The sequence below is a fragment of the Exiguobacterium sp. KJ 601 genome (assembly GCF_027161185.1).
GTDB classification, from domain to species: Bacteria; Bacillota; Bacilli; order Exiguobacteriales; family Exiguobacteriaceae; genus Exiguobacterium; species Exiguobacterium profundum.
The window spans coordinates 1-16,699 of sequence record NZ_JADHZG010000006.1 but is presented as its reverse complement, the minus strand read 5'-3'; the positions used below and the strand labels follow the sequence as shown (position 1 = coordinate 16,699).

Genomic DNA, 16,699 nt, shown 5'->3' with positions numbered 1-16,699 from the left:
GTATTCACCGACAACCCCAGAGACTAGCAATTAGTCTTCGATTACAATACCCATACTACGTGCAGTACCTTCAACCATAAGCATCGCTGTTTCTACAGATGATGCGTTAAGGTCAGGCATTTTAAGTTCAGCGATTTCGCGAACTTTGTCACGCTTAACCGTTGCTACTTTCTTACGGTTTGGTTCACCAGAACCACTCTCGATACCAGCAGCTTTCTTCAAGAGAACTGCAGCTGGTGGAGTTTTCGTAATGAATGTAAACGAACGATCTTCGTATACCGTGATGACTACAGGAATAATCAATCCGGCTTGGTCTTGTGTACGAGCGTTGAACTCTTTACAGAATCCCATGATGTTAACACCTGCTTGACCAAGTGCTGGACCTACTGGTGGAGCTGGGTTTGCTTTACCAGCTGGGATTTGAAGTTTAACGAGTTTAGAAACTTTTTTCGCCACGAGACACACCTCCTTAAGTCTAAAATGTGGTTTCTTGGACGTTGTGCGCCCTCCCACTCAATCTATTAGGTCGAGTTTGTACCGAAATAAAGCACAACATCAAACATTTTCGATTGTACCATCCGTTTTACGGATTAGCAAGTGGGTTTAGTTAATTTTCTGAACTTGTTCGAAATCAAGCTCAATTTTTGTTTCACGACCGAACATGTCGACCACGACTTTGAGCTTCTCTTTGTCGGCTTCAATCTCGTCGATTGTTCCTTCAAAGTTCTCAAATGCGCCTTCTTTCACGCGGACAAGGTCACCGAGTTCATAGTTGTAACGATCTTTCTTCTCGATGAGTCCCATTTGTGACAAGACGTTTGTCACTTCCTCCGGTTGGAGTGGGATTGGTTTTGCCCCACCACCCGTTGAACCGAGGAAGCCGGTGACGTTTGGCGTGTTGCGGACAACATACCATGAATCGTCAGTCATGACCATCTCTACGAACACATAGCCCGGGAAACTTTTGACTTCACGTTCTTTGATTTTCTTCTCGCCACTCTTCAATGTGACTTCTTCTTGCGTCGTTTCAGTCGGGACGAGGACGCGGAAAATTTTATCTTCCATGTTCATCGAACCGATTCGACGTTCTAGGTTTTCTTTGACGTTATTCTCAAAACCTGAGTACGTCTGGACAACAAACCATTGTTTCTCCACGGCTTTCACCTCTTCCTTAGTTAATCAATAAATTGACGAGATAACTGACCCCAGTATCTACGCCGAACACGAACAGGCCAATCACGACAACAGTCGCGATGACAGTAATGGTATATTTCGTGAGTTCTTTACGAGTCGGCCAACTCGTTTTCTTCAACTCTTTCCATACGTCGCGCAAAAAGTTCATGGTAGCTTCCTCCTACATTGAATGCCAATCTACGTTACTTTGATTCCCGATGCAGCGTATGCGCGTTACAGCGGCGACAAAACTTCTTCATTTCAAGCCGTGTCGACACGCCATCTTTTTTTGTCGTCGAGTACTCTCGAGACCCGCATTCTGAGCAAGCGAGACTTACTTTCTTTGCCATTCATAAGCGCCCCTTTCGACTACTCTCTCTTAAAAAAGAGCGAAAAAAAAACGCCTCCTGTAAATGGCGTCTACGGACAAGGCGCTGCTTTTAAAGTATCACATAGGAGGCACGCGGTCAATAATCGGTTAGCTCGTGAGCATCCGGACGTCGACATGACGCTCGAATTTCTTCTTCACGCGCTGTAACGCATTATCGATCGATTTGACATGACGATCGAGGTCATCTGAAATCTCTTGATAAGAGCGCCCGTCTAAATAAAGACGCAAGACTTTCCGTTCGAGGTCACTCAAGATCTCATCCATCTTCGCTTCCATGAACGACTGTTCTTCCTGTGTCACGATTAATTCTTGTGGGTCAGTCGGATGTGGTGGCAAGATGACATCGAGCAACGTCCGGTCAGACTCTTCATCAAAAATTGGTTTATCGAGTGACACATATGAATTGAGCGGAATATGTTTTTGGCGTGTCGCCGTCTTGATTGCCGTGATCATCTGGCGGGTGATGCACATCTCGGCAAAGCTTTTGAATGACGCAAGTCGCTCGTCTTTATAATCACGCACACCTTTATAAAGGCCGATCATCCCCTCTTGGACGATGTCCTCGTGATCTGCACCAATCAAAAAGTATGAACGTGCCTTCGCCCGCACAAAATACCGGTATCGTTCAATCAAAAATTCGAGCGCGTCGCTATCCCCTTCGTTGCGCGCCAATAAGACCAACTCTTCGTCTGACATTTTTTCAAACTGTTCGTACGGCCATCCGTTCATGCTCGTTACCCCCCGGCGATTGATCCTGAACAATGTAAGGTTGTGTCCCATTATAGGGCTCCCTACTCCTATGCGTCAAACAAATTTCTAAAAATTCCGTCAATTGAATACTGTGTAACTCATATATGTAGTAGTATACAACATTCCTTTGCAAAAAAATGTCAAAATCGAAACAAAGACGAGTCCATTTCATGAACTCGTCCGTGATTTCAATCACCTTTTGATTTGCGACGTCGCATTTCTTCAAACTTTGCTTGAATATGTGGTGGAATATCAATCGTCTTCCGATTTGCTTGTTCTTTCTCTAGCGACACGCGCTGTTGCTCAATCAGTGTTTTCGCATGCTTCCAATCTTTCAACAGTTCCGTTGCCGGGACGCGCAATGCGCCTTGACCAAAGATGACCCACTGCTCCGTGAAATCGTTCGTCGCAACGAATAATGTAATGAGCCGGTCATCCACTAATTCATGGGCACGCCGCTCAATCCATTCGTCCGCTGTCTCATTTTCTTTCGTATAGACAACGTCGACCCGACTCCGCTTCTCTTTGGATTCACGACCATAGCGCATGTGGGCGTCAAACACGATGGTGACCTCTTTGCCGGACGCAGCCTGATATTCTGCCATCGCCTCAATCAACAGATTCCGTGCTTGTTCAAAATCTACATCGCGGAGCCTTCTCAAGTGAGGCCACGCGCCGATGATATTATATCCGTCGACAAGAAGGAGCTCGCGCTTCAGGATACTCATGCCAATGGATGACGTGAGCGATGCACCTCATACAGGAGGAGCGCCGCTGCAACAGATGCATTGAGTGACGTGACATGACCGACCATCGGTAAATGAACAAGGAAGTCGCACGATTCGCGCACGAGTCGGCTCATCCCCTTGCCCTCACTTCCAATGACCACAACGAGTGGCATATTTCCATCCAATCGACGATAGTCCTGACTTTCTTTCGCGTCGGTCCCGACGACCCACAATCCTTTTTCCTTCAACTCTTCAAGTGTCCGTGTCAAGTTCGTCACACGCGCCACCGGAATATGCTCAATGGCCCCGGTCGAGGCTTTGGCAACCGTTTGAGTCAAACCGACCGAGCGACGTTTCGGAATGATGACCCCATGTGCGCCAACGGCATCGGCGGTCCGTAAAATCGAACCGAGATTGTGCGGGTCTTCGAGCTCATCTAGCAAAATGAAGAGCGGTGTCTCCTCTTTCGAAGCTGCGAGAGCGAACATGTCTTCGACTGTTTTGTATTCATAAGCCGCAACCGCCGCAACGACGCCTTGGTGATGTTCACTGCCAGCCATCTTCTCAAGTTTCGTTTTTGGGACGAATGACACTTGGACCGATGCTTCGTTCGCCATCGCGATGATTTGAGCGAGTGGTCCCTTTTGCTGACCTTCCATAATGAATACTTTATTCATATCACGACCACTTCGCAGTGCCTCGAGTACCGGGTTACGACCGTAAAGGAAGTCAATCCCTTCCTCCATCACATCGACTTCCTTATAGTCAGGGCGTTCTGCCTTTTGGCGACGCGCGCGATCTGGTCGTTCCCCACGAGGGCGGTCAAACGTTCGTTTCTCCGCTCCCCGATTTCCGTCATGTCGTTTCGGTCGACTCGGCTTCGAGTCGTTCGAACGCTTGTTTGATGAGTTCTTCAAGACGATCCCTTCTTTCTGTCAAATAGATATACCCAATCAGTGCCTCAAACGCCGTGGAATAACGATACGTGTGCACATCGACCCGTTTCGGAACCGATCCTGATTTCGCATTCTTTCCACGTCTGACGACAGCCTGTTCCTCTTCCGTCAACGCATCCGTCTCTAACCAAAATGTCACGACGCTCGCCTGCGCCCGTGCATTGACGTAGCGGACCGCGCCCCGGTGCAAGTCATTCGGGCGCGTCAATCCTTTCTCGAGCAGGCGTCTCCGTATAGCCATTTCGTATACCACGTCTCCCATGTAGGCGAGCGCAAGGGCATTCATTTGTTTCGGTTGCATCATAACCGCTTCCACCGAACCCCTTGGGCCGTGTCTTCGAGTTGGATGTTTTGTTCTTTTAGTAAATCACGAATCTCGTCAGCCCGGGCAAAATTACGTGCCGCCCGTGCGTCGTTCCGTTCTTGAATCAATTGGTCGATCTCGGCATCCAATAGTTCTTTTTCTTCTGCCAACGTCAAGCCGAGGACACCCGTCAATTCATCAAATAGCGACAGGACCTGTTCTAGCGTCGCTTTTGCCACATGATCGGCCTTCGCATAAATGTTCGCTTCCCGTGCCAAGTCAAAGAGGACGGTCACGGCGTTGGCCGTATTGATATCATCATCCATTGATTCGATGAAAGACGCCTTGATGGATTCAAGCTTCCGTTCCATCGACTCGCTCGCCTCTCCAAGTCCAGCTGTTACCGACAAGCGATATTCAATATTTTGGTAAGCTTCCTTGATTCGGCTCCAGCCGTTCGCCGCTTGTTCAATCAATTCTCGGCTATAGTTGATCGGATGACGATAATGCACAGACAACATGAAGAAGCGCAGGACCATCGGGTCGACTTCTTTCAACGCCTCATGGACGAGGAGGAAGTTTCCGAGCGACTTAGACATCTTCTCATTTTCAATGTTAATGAAGCCGTTATGCAACCAATAGTTGGCGAACTTCGCATGGTTGCAAGCTTCTGACTGAGCAATCTCGTTCTCGTGGTGTGGGAATTTCAAATCATGCCCGCCCGCGTGAATATCAATTGTTGTCCCGAGATGTTTTTTCGCCATCGCCGAGCATTCGATATGCCAGCCCGGACGTCCTTTGCCCCACGGACTATCCCATGACGGTTCATCCGGTTTAGCCGCTTTCCATAAGACGAAGTCGAGCGGGTCTTCTTTCTTCTCCCCGACATCGACACGTGACCCGGCCCGCAAATCTTCAATCGATTGCTGACTCAATTTTCCGTAAGTCTCAAACTTCTTCGTCCGGAAATACACGTCTCCTTCTGATTCATAAGCGAACCCTTCCGTCTCTAATTGACGAATGAATTCGATGATTTCTACCATCGTATCGGTAACACGGGGATGCACGTCTGCCGGTTGAACGTTAAGTGCCCCTGTATCTGCTAAATACGCCTCGATATAGCGATTCGTCAGCGTCTCCGTGTCTTCTCCTAATTCATTCGCCGTACGAATGATCTTGTCATCCACGTCTGTGAAGTTCAAGACGTATTTGACCTCGTACCCACGATACGTCAAGTAGCGACGAACCGTATCGAAGGCGATCGCCGGACGGGCGTTTCCGACATGAATGTAGTTGTAAACGGTCGGACCGCATACGTACATCGATACTTTACCCGGAACAATCGGGACAAACGGTTCTTTTTTATTCGTGAGACTGTTGTACAGCTGAATCATGTGTCTTCTCCTCCATCCGCTTTTCAAGCGTTGCTAATTTTTGTTGTAGTTCATCCACTGCCGCTTCTAAGCGTTCTTGGCATTCGCGGTCCGGATCTGGGAAACGATGATCTAGATCATGTTGCTTCACACGCTTACCGTTTCGGATGACGACACGACCTGGAATTCCGACCACGGTCGAATCAGACGGCACATCGTTCAATACGACCGAGCTCGCTCCGATTTTGACGCAATCGCCGACCGTGATGTTACCAAGTACTTTCGCCCCCGCTGAAATAAGCACGTCACTCCCGATTGTCGGGTGACGCTTCCCTTTCTCTTTCCCCGTTCCACCCAGGGTGACGCCTTGATAGATAGTGACGTCATTCCCGATAATCGCCGTCTCACCGATGACGACACCGAAACCGTGATCGATGAACACGCGGTCCCCAAGCACCGCCCCCGGATGAATTTCAATCCCGGTCAACCAACGACTGAATTGGGCTAATAATTTGGCCACCAGTTTCATGTTACGTTTCCATAATCCGTGCGCGATGCGATGTGCCCATATGGCGTGAAGGCCTGGGTAAGTCAGTGCCACTTCTACTTTCGAACGAGCGGCAGGGTCTAGTTCCAGGACAGTCCGCAAGTCTTCGCGGACACTGCTCCAAAATCCCATAATCGATATCTCCTTTTCTTATACAAAAACAAAGACGCCCCTGTGCCAAGGCACAGAGACGCCGTAAGCGCGGTTCCACTCTGTTTGGGAAAATGCGTTCCCCTCTCAAGTCTCGTTAACGCCGAGTCACGGTCTCGACTACATATCGCCGAGACGGCTCAGAGGTGCACTTCTTCGGGGGACACATCTAGAACTCCCAGCCTAGGTTCTAGTCTCTGCAACGTGTCGTACCGCTTACTTTCCTCATCAATGCCTTTATTACGCTAATAGAGTTGTCAGACGCTTCAACACACGCTCTTTTCCGATTAACGAAATGGCGTTCGGGAGTTCTGGTCCATGTGTTTGTCCTGTCGTCGCGACACGGATTGGCATGAACAAGTTTTTCCCTTTTTGACCGGTAGCTTTTTGCGTCGCTTTTGTCGCCGCTTTAATCGCTTCCGGAGTGAAGTCTTCGATTGCTTCGAGCTGCTGTTTGAACTCTGCAAGAACAGCAGGTACCGTTTCACCTGAAAGGACAGCGTTCGCTTCCTCGTCATACTCGATTTCATCTTTGAAGAACAAGTCTGTCAACGCGACGATTTCTGCTCCGTGCGTCATTTGTTCTTTATACAATGCAATCAAGTTTGTCGCCCAATCCGCTTCCTCAATAGATACCGCCTCGGGTAATCGTCCTGCTTCTTGTAAGAATGGTAAACTGAGTGCCACCACTTCGTCAAGCGTGGCCTTCTTCATGTATACACTGTTGATCCAAGAAAGTTTTTGTTGGTCAAAAACTGCCGGACTCTTCGACAAACGTTTCGCATCAAACATTTCAATGAACTCTTCTTTCGAGAAGATTTCTTCTTCCCCGACAGGTGACCAGCCAAGGAGCGAAATGAAGTTGAAGAGCGCTGCTGGCAAGTAGCCGAGATCCGCATATTGTTCGATGAACTGAATGATCGATTCGTCCCGTTTTGATAACTTTTTATGTTGGTCGTTGTAGATGAGCGTCATGTGACCGAATTCAGGATAGTCCCAACCAAGTGCGTCATAGACCATCATCTGTTTTGGTGTGTTCGCGATATGGTCGTCCCCACGCAACACGTGACTGATCTTCATCAAATGGTCGTCCACGACAACTGCGAAGTTGTACGTTGGAATGCCGTCCTGTTTCACGATGACCCAGTCACCGAAATCTTTCGATTCAAACGAGACGTCTCCTTTGACGACATCTGTCCATTTATACGTCACGCCTTCCGGCACACGAATCCGAATAGACGGTTTACGCCCTTCCGCTTCAAACGCTTCACGTTCTTCAACAGTGAGGTTACGGTGCGCACCCGAGTAACGTGGTGCCTCCCCACGTGCGATTTGTGCTTCACGCTCTGCTTCAAGCTCCTCCGAGGTCATGTAGCATTTATAAGCAAGGCCTTTGCTCATCAACTCATTGACGTATTTCTCATAAATCGCAAGACGCTCCATTTGGTAATACGGACCGTAGTCTCCGTCACGCCCTGGACCTTCATCCCAGTCGATGCCGAGCCATTCCAAGTATTTCATCTGACTCTCGACACCGTTCAACACATTCCGTTTCTGGTCAGTGTCTTCAATCCGAAGAATCATTTTTCCGCCAGCATGGCGAGCAAATAAGTAGTTAAACAACGCCGTCCGCGCATTTCCGATATGGAGATGCCCCGTCGGACTAGGCGCATAGCGTACACGCACTTCACTCATAATAGTTCCACCTTTCTTCTCTTCTGCCCAAATAGTATACCATTTCTGTCAAGCCCGGTTGAGTAAGATGACCGCTTGCGCCGCAATCCCTTCTTCGCGTCCCGTGAACCCCAGTTTCTCCGTCGTCGTCGCTTTCACGTTCACCTGCTCGATGTCCGCCTCAAGAAGTTCGGCAATGACCGCGCGCATCTCATCAATGTAAGGACGAAGTTTCGGACGTTGAGCCATGACCGTCGCATCTACATTTCCGAGAACGTAGCCTTGATCTTTCACGAGCTGCCAGACGTGACGAAGCAATACTTTCGAATCTGCATCTTTAAATTCCGGATCCGTATCCGGGAAGTGTTTCCCGATATCACCTGCCGCAATTGCTCCAAGTGCCGCATCCGCAATGGTATGGAGTAACACGTCCGCATCAGAATGACCGAGAAGTCCACGCTCATGTGGGATTTCGATTCCCCCTAAGATTAACGGACGTCCTTCTGCAAATGCGTGTACATCAAAGCCTTGACCAATTCTCATTGTAATTCCTCCTTCGCTAAAATCGCGTCGCCGAACAATAAATCTTCGGGCGTCGTCATTTTGATGTTGTGATAGTCCCCAAGGACCACTTGTACCGATTCGCCGAGCCACTCAAACAAACTGGCATCATCCGTTCCCATCACCTGTTGTTCGACCGCTCGTTCATGTGCCGCCAAAATCGCTTTCGCCTGAAAGGCTTGCGGCGTTTGTGCCAACCATAAGTTTTCACGGGGAACGGTGCGTTCGATGTGATGACGTTGAACTTGTTTGACCGTATCTTTAACGGGTACCGCCAAGATGGCACCACCTTGCAGTGCCGCTTCAGCCACTTGATGCAACTGTTCACGTTTTACAAACGGACGCGCACCGTCATGAATCATCACAATCGTATCGGGTGCAACAACCTTCAGTCCTGCATGGACACTCTGTTGTCGTTCTTCCCCTCCTGCTACGTATGTAACCGGCGTATTCATCTGTGACGTCATCGCCTCGAACCAGTCACGTTCTTCTGGCCGGATGGCTAACACCATTCGTTCGCACCACGGATCGGTATCGAACGCCTGTAACGTCCAAGCAATAATCGGTTTGTCACGGAGCGTCAGCATCAACTTATTCGCATCCGCACCCATCCGCTTCCCTCTTCCCGCAGCCGGGATGACAACTGTATAAGCTACCATGTTAATACCTCTCTTCGTGAAAAAAGAGAGCGCTCTCGCGTCTCTTTTTGATCCGTTATTCTGGACGGGCAAAAATCATACGGCCTGCAGACGTTTGTAAGACACTCGTCACAACGACAGGAAGCGTCTTCGAAATCAATTTACGTCCGCCCTCCACGACAACCATTGTCCCATCCTCAAGGTAAGCAACCCCTTGATTCTGCTCTTTTCCTTCTTTAATAACTGTCACGACCATCTCTTCACCAGGAATGACAATCTGTTTGACGGCGTTCGCCAAATCATTGATGTTCAAGACCGGTACATTTCGTACCTCACACACTTTATTTAAGTTGTAGTCATTCGTAACAACAATCCCGTTTTTCAGTTCAGCTAGTTTAATCAATTTGATGTCGACTTCCGGTACGTCTTCGAAGTCTCCATCATAGATTTCAACCTGGATGCGCTTGTTCTCTTGTAGTTCCTTCAAGATGTCCAGTCCACGACGTCCACGATTCCGCTTCAACGTATCCGAGGAGTCGGCGATGTATTGCAGTTCGCCGATGACGAACTGGGGCACAATCAATGTTCCTTCCACGAATCCAGTCGTCGCAATATCCGCGATTCGACCATCGATGATGACGCTCGTGTCTAAAATCTTATCATTAGAGCGTTGGACCGGTTCAGCCGCAGGCTTTTCCCGTTCGCTCTTCACAAATAGTTTGATCCATTCGTTACGCTTCCGATAGCCGACCGCGAAACCAAAGTAACCAAACAGGGCCGTGACAAAAATCGGGACGATTTTACTCAGTAAGAAAATATTCGTGACTTCAAGCGATACACTAATCAAAAAGGCAATCAAGAGCCCGATGATGAGACCGATCGAACCGAATAAGATATCCCCTACCGGTAAACGGACGAGCCGTTCTTCGACAAAACGAATAAATGCAACAACACCATCTGTTAAGAATAAACTAAGAATGAAGAAGATAAGTCCACCAATCAAACTTGCTACGTATGGAATCGTTAACCACTCCGGCACATTCATGCCAAGGTCTGCTAATAAAAGCGTCGCTTCGATGATTCCGAACCAACCCACGACGAGTCCAATCAAAATAAATCCGATTCGTACAGCAATCTTCACTCATTCCACCTCCTTCTATATGAAATAAAATTTCAAAAAATAACACTTTCATTGTAACATGATTTTTTCAATCACGTTCGTTACAAAGCGTTAAAAACTGCCAGTGGCGACCCGTTAGAACGGAATCGCCAACTGGAGTGCTTCGTCCACTGTTCCGACCCCGACGACTTCAATCCCTGCCGGAGCGGTCCATCCCCCCATGTTATTTTTCGGGATGATAGCCCGTGTAAAACCTAGTTTTGCCGCCTCGGCGACACGTTGCTCGATTCGGGAAACCCGTCGCACTTCCCCAGTCAATCCGACCTCACCGATGCAGACATCCGTCGGACGAGTCGGACGATCGCGGAAACTCGAGGCAATCGAGATACAAATCGCAAGGTCAATCGCCGGTTCATCCAGTTTGACGCCACCGGCTGCTTTCAAGTACGCATCCTGCGTCTGAAGCAAGAGACCGGAACGTTTTTCGAGCACGGCCATGAGCAGCGCGACTCGGTTTTGATCAATGCCCGTGGCCATACGTCTCGGGTTCCCGAACGATGTCGGAGAGATGAGTGCTTGGAGTTCCACGAGTACCGTCCGCGTACCTTCCATCGAGGCGACAACGGTCGAACCCGATACGCCAGCCGTGCGTTCCTCCAAGAATATTTCAGATGGATTAAGCACTTCCTCTAGTCCACTCTCTTTCATCTCGAAAATGCCAATCTCGTTCGTCGATCCAAAACGGTTTTTCACCGCCCGTAAAATACGGAACGTATGATGACGCTCCCCTTCAAAATAAAGTACCGCATCGACCATATGTTCAAGTAAGCGCGGGCCGGCAATCGACCCTTGCTTCGTCACGTGACCGACGATGAAGACCGCAATCCCTCGCGTTTTCGCAATTTTCATGAGGGCGGCCGTACATTCTCGAACTTGTGACACGCTCCCTGGCGCCGATTGAATCTCATCCATATATACCGTTTGAATCGAGTCAATGATGACAAATCCAGGTTGCTCCTCATCAATAACCCGTTCGATCATCAACATGTCCGTCTCAGCGAGCACGAACAAGTCATCGGTCGGTAAACCAAGGCGTTCCGCACGAAGTTTTGTCTGTTTGAGAGATTCCTCCCCCGAGATGTATAACACCTTTTTACCACTATGGGCTAAGTGAGCGCTAACCTGTAACAGAATGGTCGACTTCCCGATTCCCGGGTCCCCGCCGACCAAAACGAGTGAACCTGGGACAATCCCACCGCCGAGGACACGGTCAAATTCACGACTATTCGTATGCACGCGCGTCTCTTCTTGTGAGACGACGTTCGCTAAGCGTTCCGGTTTCAATTGTCGCGATGAACTATGCACAAAGGCCGCTCCACGTTTGGCTTTCTTCTCTTCTACAAACTCTTCGACGAGCGTATTCCATTCATTACAACCCGGACAACGCCCCATCCACTTGGCTGATTCATATCCGCACGATTGGCAGACGTATTTCGTTTTAATTTTGGCCATAAGTTCCCTTCCTGTCTAAAAAAAGCTCCCTCTAAACGACGAGGGAGCTGAATGTTTTACTGAACTACACCTTCGTTACGAACGACGAACTCTCCATCTTGTACGTCGAGCGCAACTTTACTGCCTCTAGCGATTGTGCCGCCGAGCATTGCTTCTGAGAGGCGGTCCTCCACTTCCCGTTGAAGGGCACGACGGAGAGGACGAGCCCCGTATTCCGGATCGTAGCCGACATCGGCAATTTTATCGAGTGCCGCATCCGTCAAGCTGAAATCAACACCTTGTTCGGCGAGACGTTTCTTAAGTGTCTCTGCCATAAGTTTGATGATTTCTTGAATGTGCTCTTTTTGAAGTGAATGGAATACCGTGATTTCATCAATCCGGTTCAAGAACTCAGGTCGGAACGCTTTCTTCAATTCCTCGAGTACTTTGTCCTTCATTTCCGTATATTCACGTTTCACATCATCTTCCACTGTGAATCCTACATATTTGTTTCGTTGAAGCGCTGCGGCTCCGACGTTAGACGTCATGATGATGACTGTGTTTCGGAAGTCGACTGTGCGACCTTTCGAATCCGTCAAGCGACCGTCGTCTAACACTTGAAGCAAGATGTTGAATACTTCTGGGTGCGCTTTTTCGATTTCATCGAGTAGGATAACCGAGTAAGGTTTCCGACGCACTTTTTCAGTCAATTGACCGCCTTCTTCGTAACCAACATAACCAGGAGGCGAACCGACGAGACGGCTCGTCGCATGTTTTTCCATGTACTCGGACATGTCGATTCGAATGATGGCATCTTCATCGCCAAACATCGCTTCGGCAACTGCACGGGCGAGCTCTGTTTTCCCGACTCCGGTCGGTCCGAGGAAGATGAATGACCCGATTGGACGTTTCGGATCTTTCAATCCGGCCCGGGCGCGACGGATCGCACGGGAAATTGATTTCACCGCATCGTCTTGACCGATGACACGGTTGTGAAGAATCGATTCGAGTTTGAGGAGACGGTCTGTCTCTTCTTCGGCAATCTTCGTGACCGGTACACCTGTCCAGTTCGCAACAACTTGAGCGATATCTTCTTTCGTCACTTCAAGTTTTTCGTTACCTTGCTTGTTCTGCCATTCTGCTTTCAACTCTTCTAACTCATCGCGTAACTTCTGTTCCGTATCGCGAAGGGAAGCTGCTTTTTCAAACTCTTGGCTTTGTACGGCAGAGTCTTTCTCTTTACGAATCGATTCGAGACGGGATTCCAACTCTTTCAAATTCGGTGGTGCCGTGAATGAGCGAAGTCGTACTTTTGATGCCGCCTCGTCGACGAGGTCGATTGCCTTATCCGGCAAGAAACGATCGGAGATGTAACGGTCTGAAAGGACGACCGCCTCGTGAATCGCCGTATCTGTAATCGTCACACGGTGGTGTGCTTCATAGCGATCGCGTAACCCGAGTAGGATTTGTTCAGCTTCTTCTGTCGTCGGTTCGTTCACTTGAATCGGTTGGAAGCGGCGCTCAAGCGCTGCATCTTTTTCGATGTACTTCCGGTATTCATCAAGTGTAGTCGCCCCGATACATTGAAGTTCACCACGAGCCAATGACGGCTTGAGGATGTTCGACGCATCGATTGCACCTTCTGCACCGCCCGCACCAATCAATGTGTGCAACTCGTCGATGAAGAGAATAACGTTCCCTGCCTGACGAATTTCGTCCATCACTTTTTTCAAGCGATCTTCGAACTCACCACGATATTTTGTACCTGCGACGAGTGTACCCATGTCGAGTACCATGACGCGTTTGTTGCGAAGCGTTTCAGGTACCTCGTTGTTGATGATTTGCTGAGCGAGACCTTCGACGACCGCTGTTTTCCCGACCCCTGGTTCCCCAATTAGAACCGGGTTGTTCTTCGTCCGACGCGACAATACTTCGATGACACGTTGAATTTCGCCTGCACGCCCAATGACTGGATCTAAACGAGACTCGCGTGCTTGTTGTGTCAAATCGCGTGCCAATCCGTCAAGCGTTGGGGTTGCGGCGCTCGCTCCAGGTTGCGAAGCATTTGAAGAAGACTCGGTGTTTCCGAGAAGTTGCAACACTTGTTGGCGTGCTTTCGTCAAACTGATTCCAAGGTTATTGAGTACGCGTGCCGCGACCCCTTCTCCTTCACGAATCAATCCTAGAAGGATGTGTTCCGTTCCGACGTAAGAGTGTCCCAATTTTCGAGCCTCATCCATCGAGAGCTCAATGACCTTTTTCGCACGCGGTGTGTAATGAATCGTCGACCCGTTCTCCGAACCGCGACCAATCAATGATTCTACTTCTTGTTGGATTTTTTCAGAGGTCAATCCGAGGGCGAAGAGCGCTTTTGCCGCAATCCCTTCTCCTTCACGAACCAATCCTAATAAAATATGTTCTGTACCAATATTATGATGGCCAAGACGTACGGCTTCCTCTTGTGCTAAAGCTAATACGCGTTGTGCTCGTTCTGTAAATCGTCCAAACATCATTGACATAACCTCCTTATAGTTGGATCAAACTAAGCCTTGATCTAACGTTCGACGAACAAGTGTCGCTCGTTCTCGATCTCGTTCTTGCGTAGATAATGTTTTCCCGAAATGTTTTTGTAGAAAACCTGATTGTAACCGAACGATGAGTTCATGAAACTTCGGCGGACTCCAATCAGACAAAATTCCTAGGTCACTCGCTAAATGTAAATCAGATAGCCGCTCAATGGTTTCGGTAGAAGAAAGAAGTTTGGCATATCGTAAAATACCATATGACCGATAAAACCGATCCTCTAACTCTTCTTGTCGATGTGCGATGAGCTCTTCACGCGCATGACGTTCTGCTTGAATCACTTGTTCTGTCACTTCCATAAAGTCAGCTAACAGCTGTGATTCATGACTGCCCAATGTCCGCTGATTTGACAGCTGGAACAACCGTCCTGCCGCATCGCTGCCTTCTCCATAACGACCTCGAATCGTATAGCCGAGTTTTCGAAGCTCTCGCAAAATGGGGCTGATTCGACCCGTTAACGTGAGACCCGGTAAGTGTAACATGACCGAGGCCCGGAGTCCTGTTCCGATATTGCTTGGACATGTCGTCAAGTAGCCTAACTGTTCGTCAAAGGCGTATGAGAGTGATTCCGCGCACAGTGCGTCTACTTGAGTCGCTAATTCAAACGCCTCTTTCACTTGATAACCTGGGAGTAAGGTCTGAATTCGTAAATGATCTTCCTCGTTAATCAACACACTGATAGTTTCATCTTCACTTAAAAAGACTGCACTTTCTTCGTTGGTCGCAATGGCCGGACTAATCAAATGTTTTTCCATCAATGCCTGTCGGGTGACTTCATCATAATCACGCATATGAAGATATTCAAATCCCTTTAACCCATGTAACCGTCCTTCGAGACGATCACATAGTTGACGTTCTCCTTCTTTAGAAAGGACTGGCGAAAATACAGTGTCTTTGACGTTACGTGCCAGTCGGATTCTTGTGGAGACAACCAGGTCATCCAATTTGGCACGCTCTTTCATTTTGGGACCAAGTGGATGTGTTAGGAACGTTTCCATTAGACATCACCTTGCCCTTCTAATTGCTTCATTTCTTTTTGAATGCGTGCTGCTCGTTCATAATCTTCTTGTTCGACAGCACGGGTCAACTCCCCTGCCAACTTTTCGAGCCGCTCTTCGATTCGTTCATGTGGTGTACGTAACTGGTCAGGGACCGAACCGATATGATGATCATGTCCTTGTTGATATTGACGTGTGATTTTAATCAGTTCATCACGAAATACGGTATAACACATAGCACATCCTGCTTTTCGTACACGCAATAAATCTTGACGCGTCATCTGACAGGTTGGGCAGCGCTTTACGACCGGCACATAGCCCGTCATAAGTTCTACCGTACATTGTCGACATAGCCGTTTTTTTACGGGTACGTCCTGTTCCATGACAACGACTTCATTGACAGCCGGTCGCTGTTTACAACGTTCGCATAGCATACGACTTACCCTCCATTACGATAACGAAGTACTTTCATCAGCGCGAGTAGTTGCTGACGTCGAATATAGGAGCGATCGTCAACTTGTAAGTTCAATGCTTCATCTGATAAGAGATGATAGATCAACTGCGCCTCTTGTTCGTGCATCATCTGTTCTTCAACCAATCGAATCAGCACATTTTCAACGAGCTGTTCGTTCAAACGTGGATGTTCATGAATGATATCCATCAAACTAGAGAGAACATCTTGCTTTTCGTGTAAAATAACGCGTCGAATACGAATATATCCGCCACCGCCACGTTTACTTTCTACTAAATATCCTTTTTCGACGGTAAAACGTGTGTTGATGACGTAATTGATTTGGGATGGGACACATTCGAATCGTTGTGCGATATCTTGACGTTTGATTTCAATTGCGTTTGCCTGACTTTCCTTCAAGACTTGCTTCAAATACTGTTCGATGACATCCGAAATATTTCTCATCTCCACCACCCTCTGACCATCTTTGACTTTTGACTATATTTTATCATTGATTTAAAAAAAGGCAAACGAAAAGCGATGCCTCTATGTCGAGAGCATCGCTAAAACAAAAAAACGACCGAGCGTATGCTCGGTCGTCCTGCGTTGTTGCCTGGCAACGTCCTATCCTCACAGGGGGAGATCCCCCAACTACTTTCGGCGCTGAGACGCTTAACTTCCGTGTTCGGCATGGGAACGGGTGTGGCCGTCTCGCTATCGCCACCAGACTCTACAGGGCTTGTTCCCTGAAAACTGAGGATTCATCAACACAAACCATTAGACTAGATCAAAGCCTCGACCGATTAGTATC

The 16,699-nt window shown here is 48.5% G+C and carries 19 protein-coding genes, 1 rRNA gene and 1 other annotated feature; all 20 genes read right to left on the bottom strand.

Translation table 11 applies throughout. The features are described 5' to 3' along the window. Positions 1–30: 30 nt before the first annotated feature. The gene (gene rplK / locus IRJ25_RS14295) at positions 31–456 is read right to left on the bottom strand and encodes a 50S ribosomal protein L11 (RefSeq protein WP_012727690.1); all 426 of its coding nucleotides are present in this window, start codon (positions 454–456) and stop codon (positions 31–33) included. 147 nt (positions 457–603) lie between these two features. Continuing rightward, positions 604–1,155, bottom strand: a complete 552-nt coding sequence (nusG, locus tag IRJ25_RS14290; protein ID WP_269318552.1) for a transcription termination/antitermination protein NusG — start codon at positions 1,153–1,155, stop codon at positions 604–606. Between the two features lie 16 nt (positions 1,156–1,171). Further along, positions 1,172–1,342 (bottom strand): preprotein translocase subunit SecE, encoded by a 171-nt coding sequence (secE, locus tag IRJ25_RS14285; protein ID WP_012727692.1) that lies wholly within the window; start codon positions 1,340–1,342, stop codon positions 1,172–1,174. A 34-nt stretch (positions 1,343–1,376) separates the two neighbouring features. Next, positions 1,377–1,523, bottom strand: a complete 147-nt coding sequence (gene rpmG / locus IRJ25_RS14280) for a 50S ribosomal protein L33 (protein WP_012727693.1) — start codon at positions 1,521–1,523, stop codon at positions 1,377–1,379. A 128-nt stretch (positions 1,524–1,651) separates the two neighbouring features. After that, positions 1,652–2,293, bottom strand: coding sequence for an RNA polymerase sporulation sigma factor SigH (gene sigH, locus IRJ25_RS14275; protein ID WP_012727694.1), 642 nt, complete (start codon positions 2,291–2,293; stop codon positions 1,652–1,654). Between the two features lie 209 nt (positions 2,294–2,502). Beyond that, a complete protein-coding gene (locus IRJ25_RS14270) occupies positions 2,503–3,042 on the bottom strand; it encodes a YacP-like NYN domain-containing protein (protein WP_214818920.1) in 540 nt (179 codons plus the stop codon). Beyond that, on the bottom strand, positions 3,039–3,788 hold the full coding sequence (gene rlmB / locus IRJ25_RS14265) for a 23S rRNA (guanosine(2251)-2'-O)-methyltransferase RlmB (RefSeq protein WP_214818925.1): 750 nt from the start codon (positions 3,786–3,788) through the stop codon (positions 3,039–3,041). The genes IRJ25_RS14270 and rlmB overlap by 4 nt, the downstream gene beginning before the upstream one ends. 109 nt (positions 3,789–3,897) lie before the next feature. After that, positions 3,898–4,302 carry a Mini-ribonuclease 3 gene (locus tag IRJ25_RS14260; RefSeq protein WP_264093392.1) on the bottom strand — a complete coding sequence of 135 codons (405 nt, stop codon included), beginning with the start codon at positions 4,300–4,302 and terminating at the stop codon, positions 3,898–3,900. Beyond that, positions 4,299–5,696 carry a cysteine--tRNA ligase gene (gene cysS / locus IRJ25_RS14255; protein ID WP_074035353.1) on the bottom strand — a complete coding sequence of 466 codons (1,398 nt, stop codon included), beginning with the start codon at positions 5,694–5,696 and terminating at the stop codon, positions 4,299–4,301. Before cysS ends, IRJ25_RS14260 begins: the two co-directional genes overlap by 4 nt. After that, positions 5,665–6,354, bottom strand: a complete 690-nt coding sequence (cysE, locus tag IRJ25_RS14250; protein WP_074035352.1) for a serine O-acetyltransferase — start codon at positions 6,352–6,354, stop codon at positions 5,665–5,667. Before cysE ends, cysS begins: the two co-directional genes overlap by 32 nt. Positions 6,355–6,405: 51 nt before the next feature. Then, positions 6,406–6,613: a binding site (T-box leader), on the bottom strand. Next, complete coding sequence (gene gltX / locus IRJ25_RS14245) at positions 6,613–8,070, bottom strand: glutamate--tRNA ligase (protein WP_201302271.1); 1,458 nt, start codon at positions 8,068–8,070, stop codon at positions 6,613–6,615. It overlaps the preceding feature by 1 nt. Positions 8,071–8,115: 45 nt before the next feature. Further along, positions 8,116–8,589: a 2-C-methyl-D-erythritol 2,4-cyclodiphosphate synthase gene (gene ispF, locus IRJ25_RS14240; protein ID WP_012727701.1), complete on the bottom strand. Its 474-nt coding sequence runs from the start codon at positions 8,587–8,589 to the stop codon at positions 8,116–8,118. Then, entirely contained in the window at positions 8,586–9,266 is a 681-nt protein-coding gene (gene ispD, locus IRJ25_RS14235) for a 2-C-methyl-D-erythritol 4-phosphate cytidylyltransferase (RefSeq protein WP_264093393.1), read from the bottom strand. The genes ispF and ispD overlap by 4 nt, the downstream gene beginning before the upstream one ends. Positions 9,267–9,321: 55 nt before the next feature. Further along, on the bottom strand, positions 9,322–10,386 hold the full coding sequence (locus tag IRJ25_RS14230) for a PIN/TRAM domain-containing protein (protein WP_012727703.1): 1,065 nt from the start codon (positions 10,384–10,386) through the stop codon (positions 9,322–9,324). 114 nt (positions 10,387–10,500) lie between these two features. Beyond that, positions 10,501–11,877: a DNA repair protein RadA gene (gene radA, locus IRJ25_RS14225; RefSeq protein ID WP_012727704.1), complete on the bottom strand. Its 1,377-nt coding sequence runs from the start codon at positions 11,875–11,877 to the stop codon at positions 10,501–10,503. A 56-nt stretch (positions 11,878–11,933) separates the two neighbouring features. Further along, entirely contained in the window at positions 11,934–14,369 is a 2,436-nt protein-coding gene (locus IRJ25_RS14220) for an ATP-dependent Clp protease ATP-binding subunit (RefSeq protein WP_012727705.1), read from the bottom strand. A 24-nt stretch (positions 14,370–14,393) separates the two neighbouring features. Then, positions 14,394–15,437 carry a protein arginine kinase gene (locus IRJ25_RS14215; RefSeq protein ID WP_269318551.1) on the bottom strand — a complete coding sequence of 348 codons (1,044 nt, stop codon included), beginning with the start codon at positions 15,435–15,437 and terminating at the stop codon, positions 14,394–14,396. After that, on the bottom strand, positions 15,437–15,871 hold the full coding sequence (locus IRJ25_RS14210) for a UvrB/UvrC motif-containing protein (RefSeq protein ID WP_074035342.1): 435 nt from the start codon (positions 15,869–15,871) through the stop codon (positions 15,437–15,439). Before IRJ25_RS14210 ends, IRJ25_RS14215 begins: the two co-directional genes overlap by 1 nt. 5 nt (positions 15,872–15,876) lie before the next feature. Then, positions 15,877–16,353, bottom strand: coding sequence for a CtsR family transcriptional regulator (locus tag IRJ25_RS14205; protein ID WP_074035340.1), 477 nt, complete (start codon positions 16,351–16,353; stop codon positions 15,877–15,879). A 146-nt stretch (positions 16,354–16,499) separates the two neighbouring features. Further along, positions 16,500–16,616 (bottom strand): 5S ribosomal RNA (gene rrf, locus IRJ25_RS14200). Positions 16,617–16,699 lie beyond the last annotated feature (83 nt).

Bases quoted from the DNA above. Each gene is read 5' to 3' on its own strand.
- radA (WP_012727704.1), bottom strand. From the start codon at position 11,877: ATGGCCAAAATTAAAACGAAATACGTCTGCCAATCGTGCGGATATGAA.
- IRJ25_RS14215 (WP_269318551.1), bottom strand. From the start codon at position 15,437: ATGGAAACGTTCCTAACACATCCACTTGGTCCCAAAATGAAAGAGCGT.
- rpmG (WP_012727693.1), bottom strand. From the start codon at position 1,523: ATGGCAAAGAAAGTAAGTCTCGCTTGCTCAGAATGCGGGTCTCGAGAG.
- sigH (WP_012727694.1), bottom strand. From the start codon at position 2,293: ATGAACGGATGGCCGTACGAACAGTTTGAAAAAATGTCAGACGAAGAG.
- cysE (WP_074035352.1), bottom strand. From the start codon at position 6,354: ATGGGATTTTGGAGCAGTGTCCGCGAAGACTTGCGGACTGTCCTGGAA.
- IRJ25_RS14210 (WP_074035342.1), bottom strand. From the start codon at position 15,871: ATGCTATGCGAACGTTGTAAACAGCGACCGGCTGTCAATGAAGTCGTT.
- rlmB (WP_214818925.1), bottom strand. From the start codon at position 3,788: ATGGAGGAAGGGATTGACTTCCTTTACGGTCGTAACCCGGTACTCGAG.
- secE (WP_012727692.1), bottom strand. From the start codon at position 1,342: ATGAACTTTTTGCGCGACGTATGGAAAGAGTTGAAGAAAACGAGTTGG.
- ispD (WP_264093393.1), bottom strand. From the start codon at position 9,266: ATGGTAGCTTATACAGTTGTCATCCCGGCTGCGGGAAGAGGGAAGCGG.
- IRJ25_RS14220 (WP_012727705.1), bottom strand. From the start codon at position 14,369: ATGATGTTTGGACGATTTACAGAACGAGCACAACGCGTATTAGCTTTA.
- IRJ25_RS14205 (WP_074035340.1), bottom strand. From the start codon at position 16,353: ATGAGAAATATTTCGGATGTCATCGAACAGTATTTGAAGCAAGTCTTG.
- IRJ25_RS14260 (WP_264093392.1), bottom strand. From the start codon at position 4,302: ATGATGCAACCGAAACAAATGAATGCCCTTGCGCTCGCCTACATGGGA.
- IRJ25_RS14270 (WP_214818920.1), bottom strand. From the start codon at position 3,042: ATGAGTATCCTGAAGCGCGAGCTCCTTCTTGTCGACGGATATAATATC.
- cysS (WP_074035353.1), bottom strand. From the start codon at position 5,696: ATGATTCAGCTGTACAACAGTCTCACGAATAAAAAAGAACCGTTTGTC.
- ispF (WP_012727701.1), bottom strand. From the start codon at position 8,589: ATGAGAATTGGTCAAGGCTTTGATGTACACGCATTTGCAGAAGGACGT.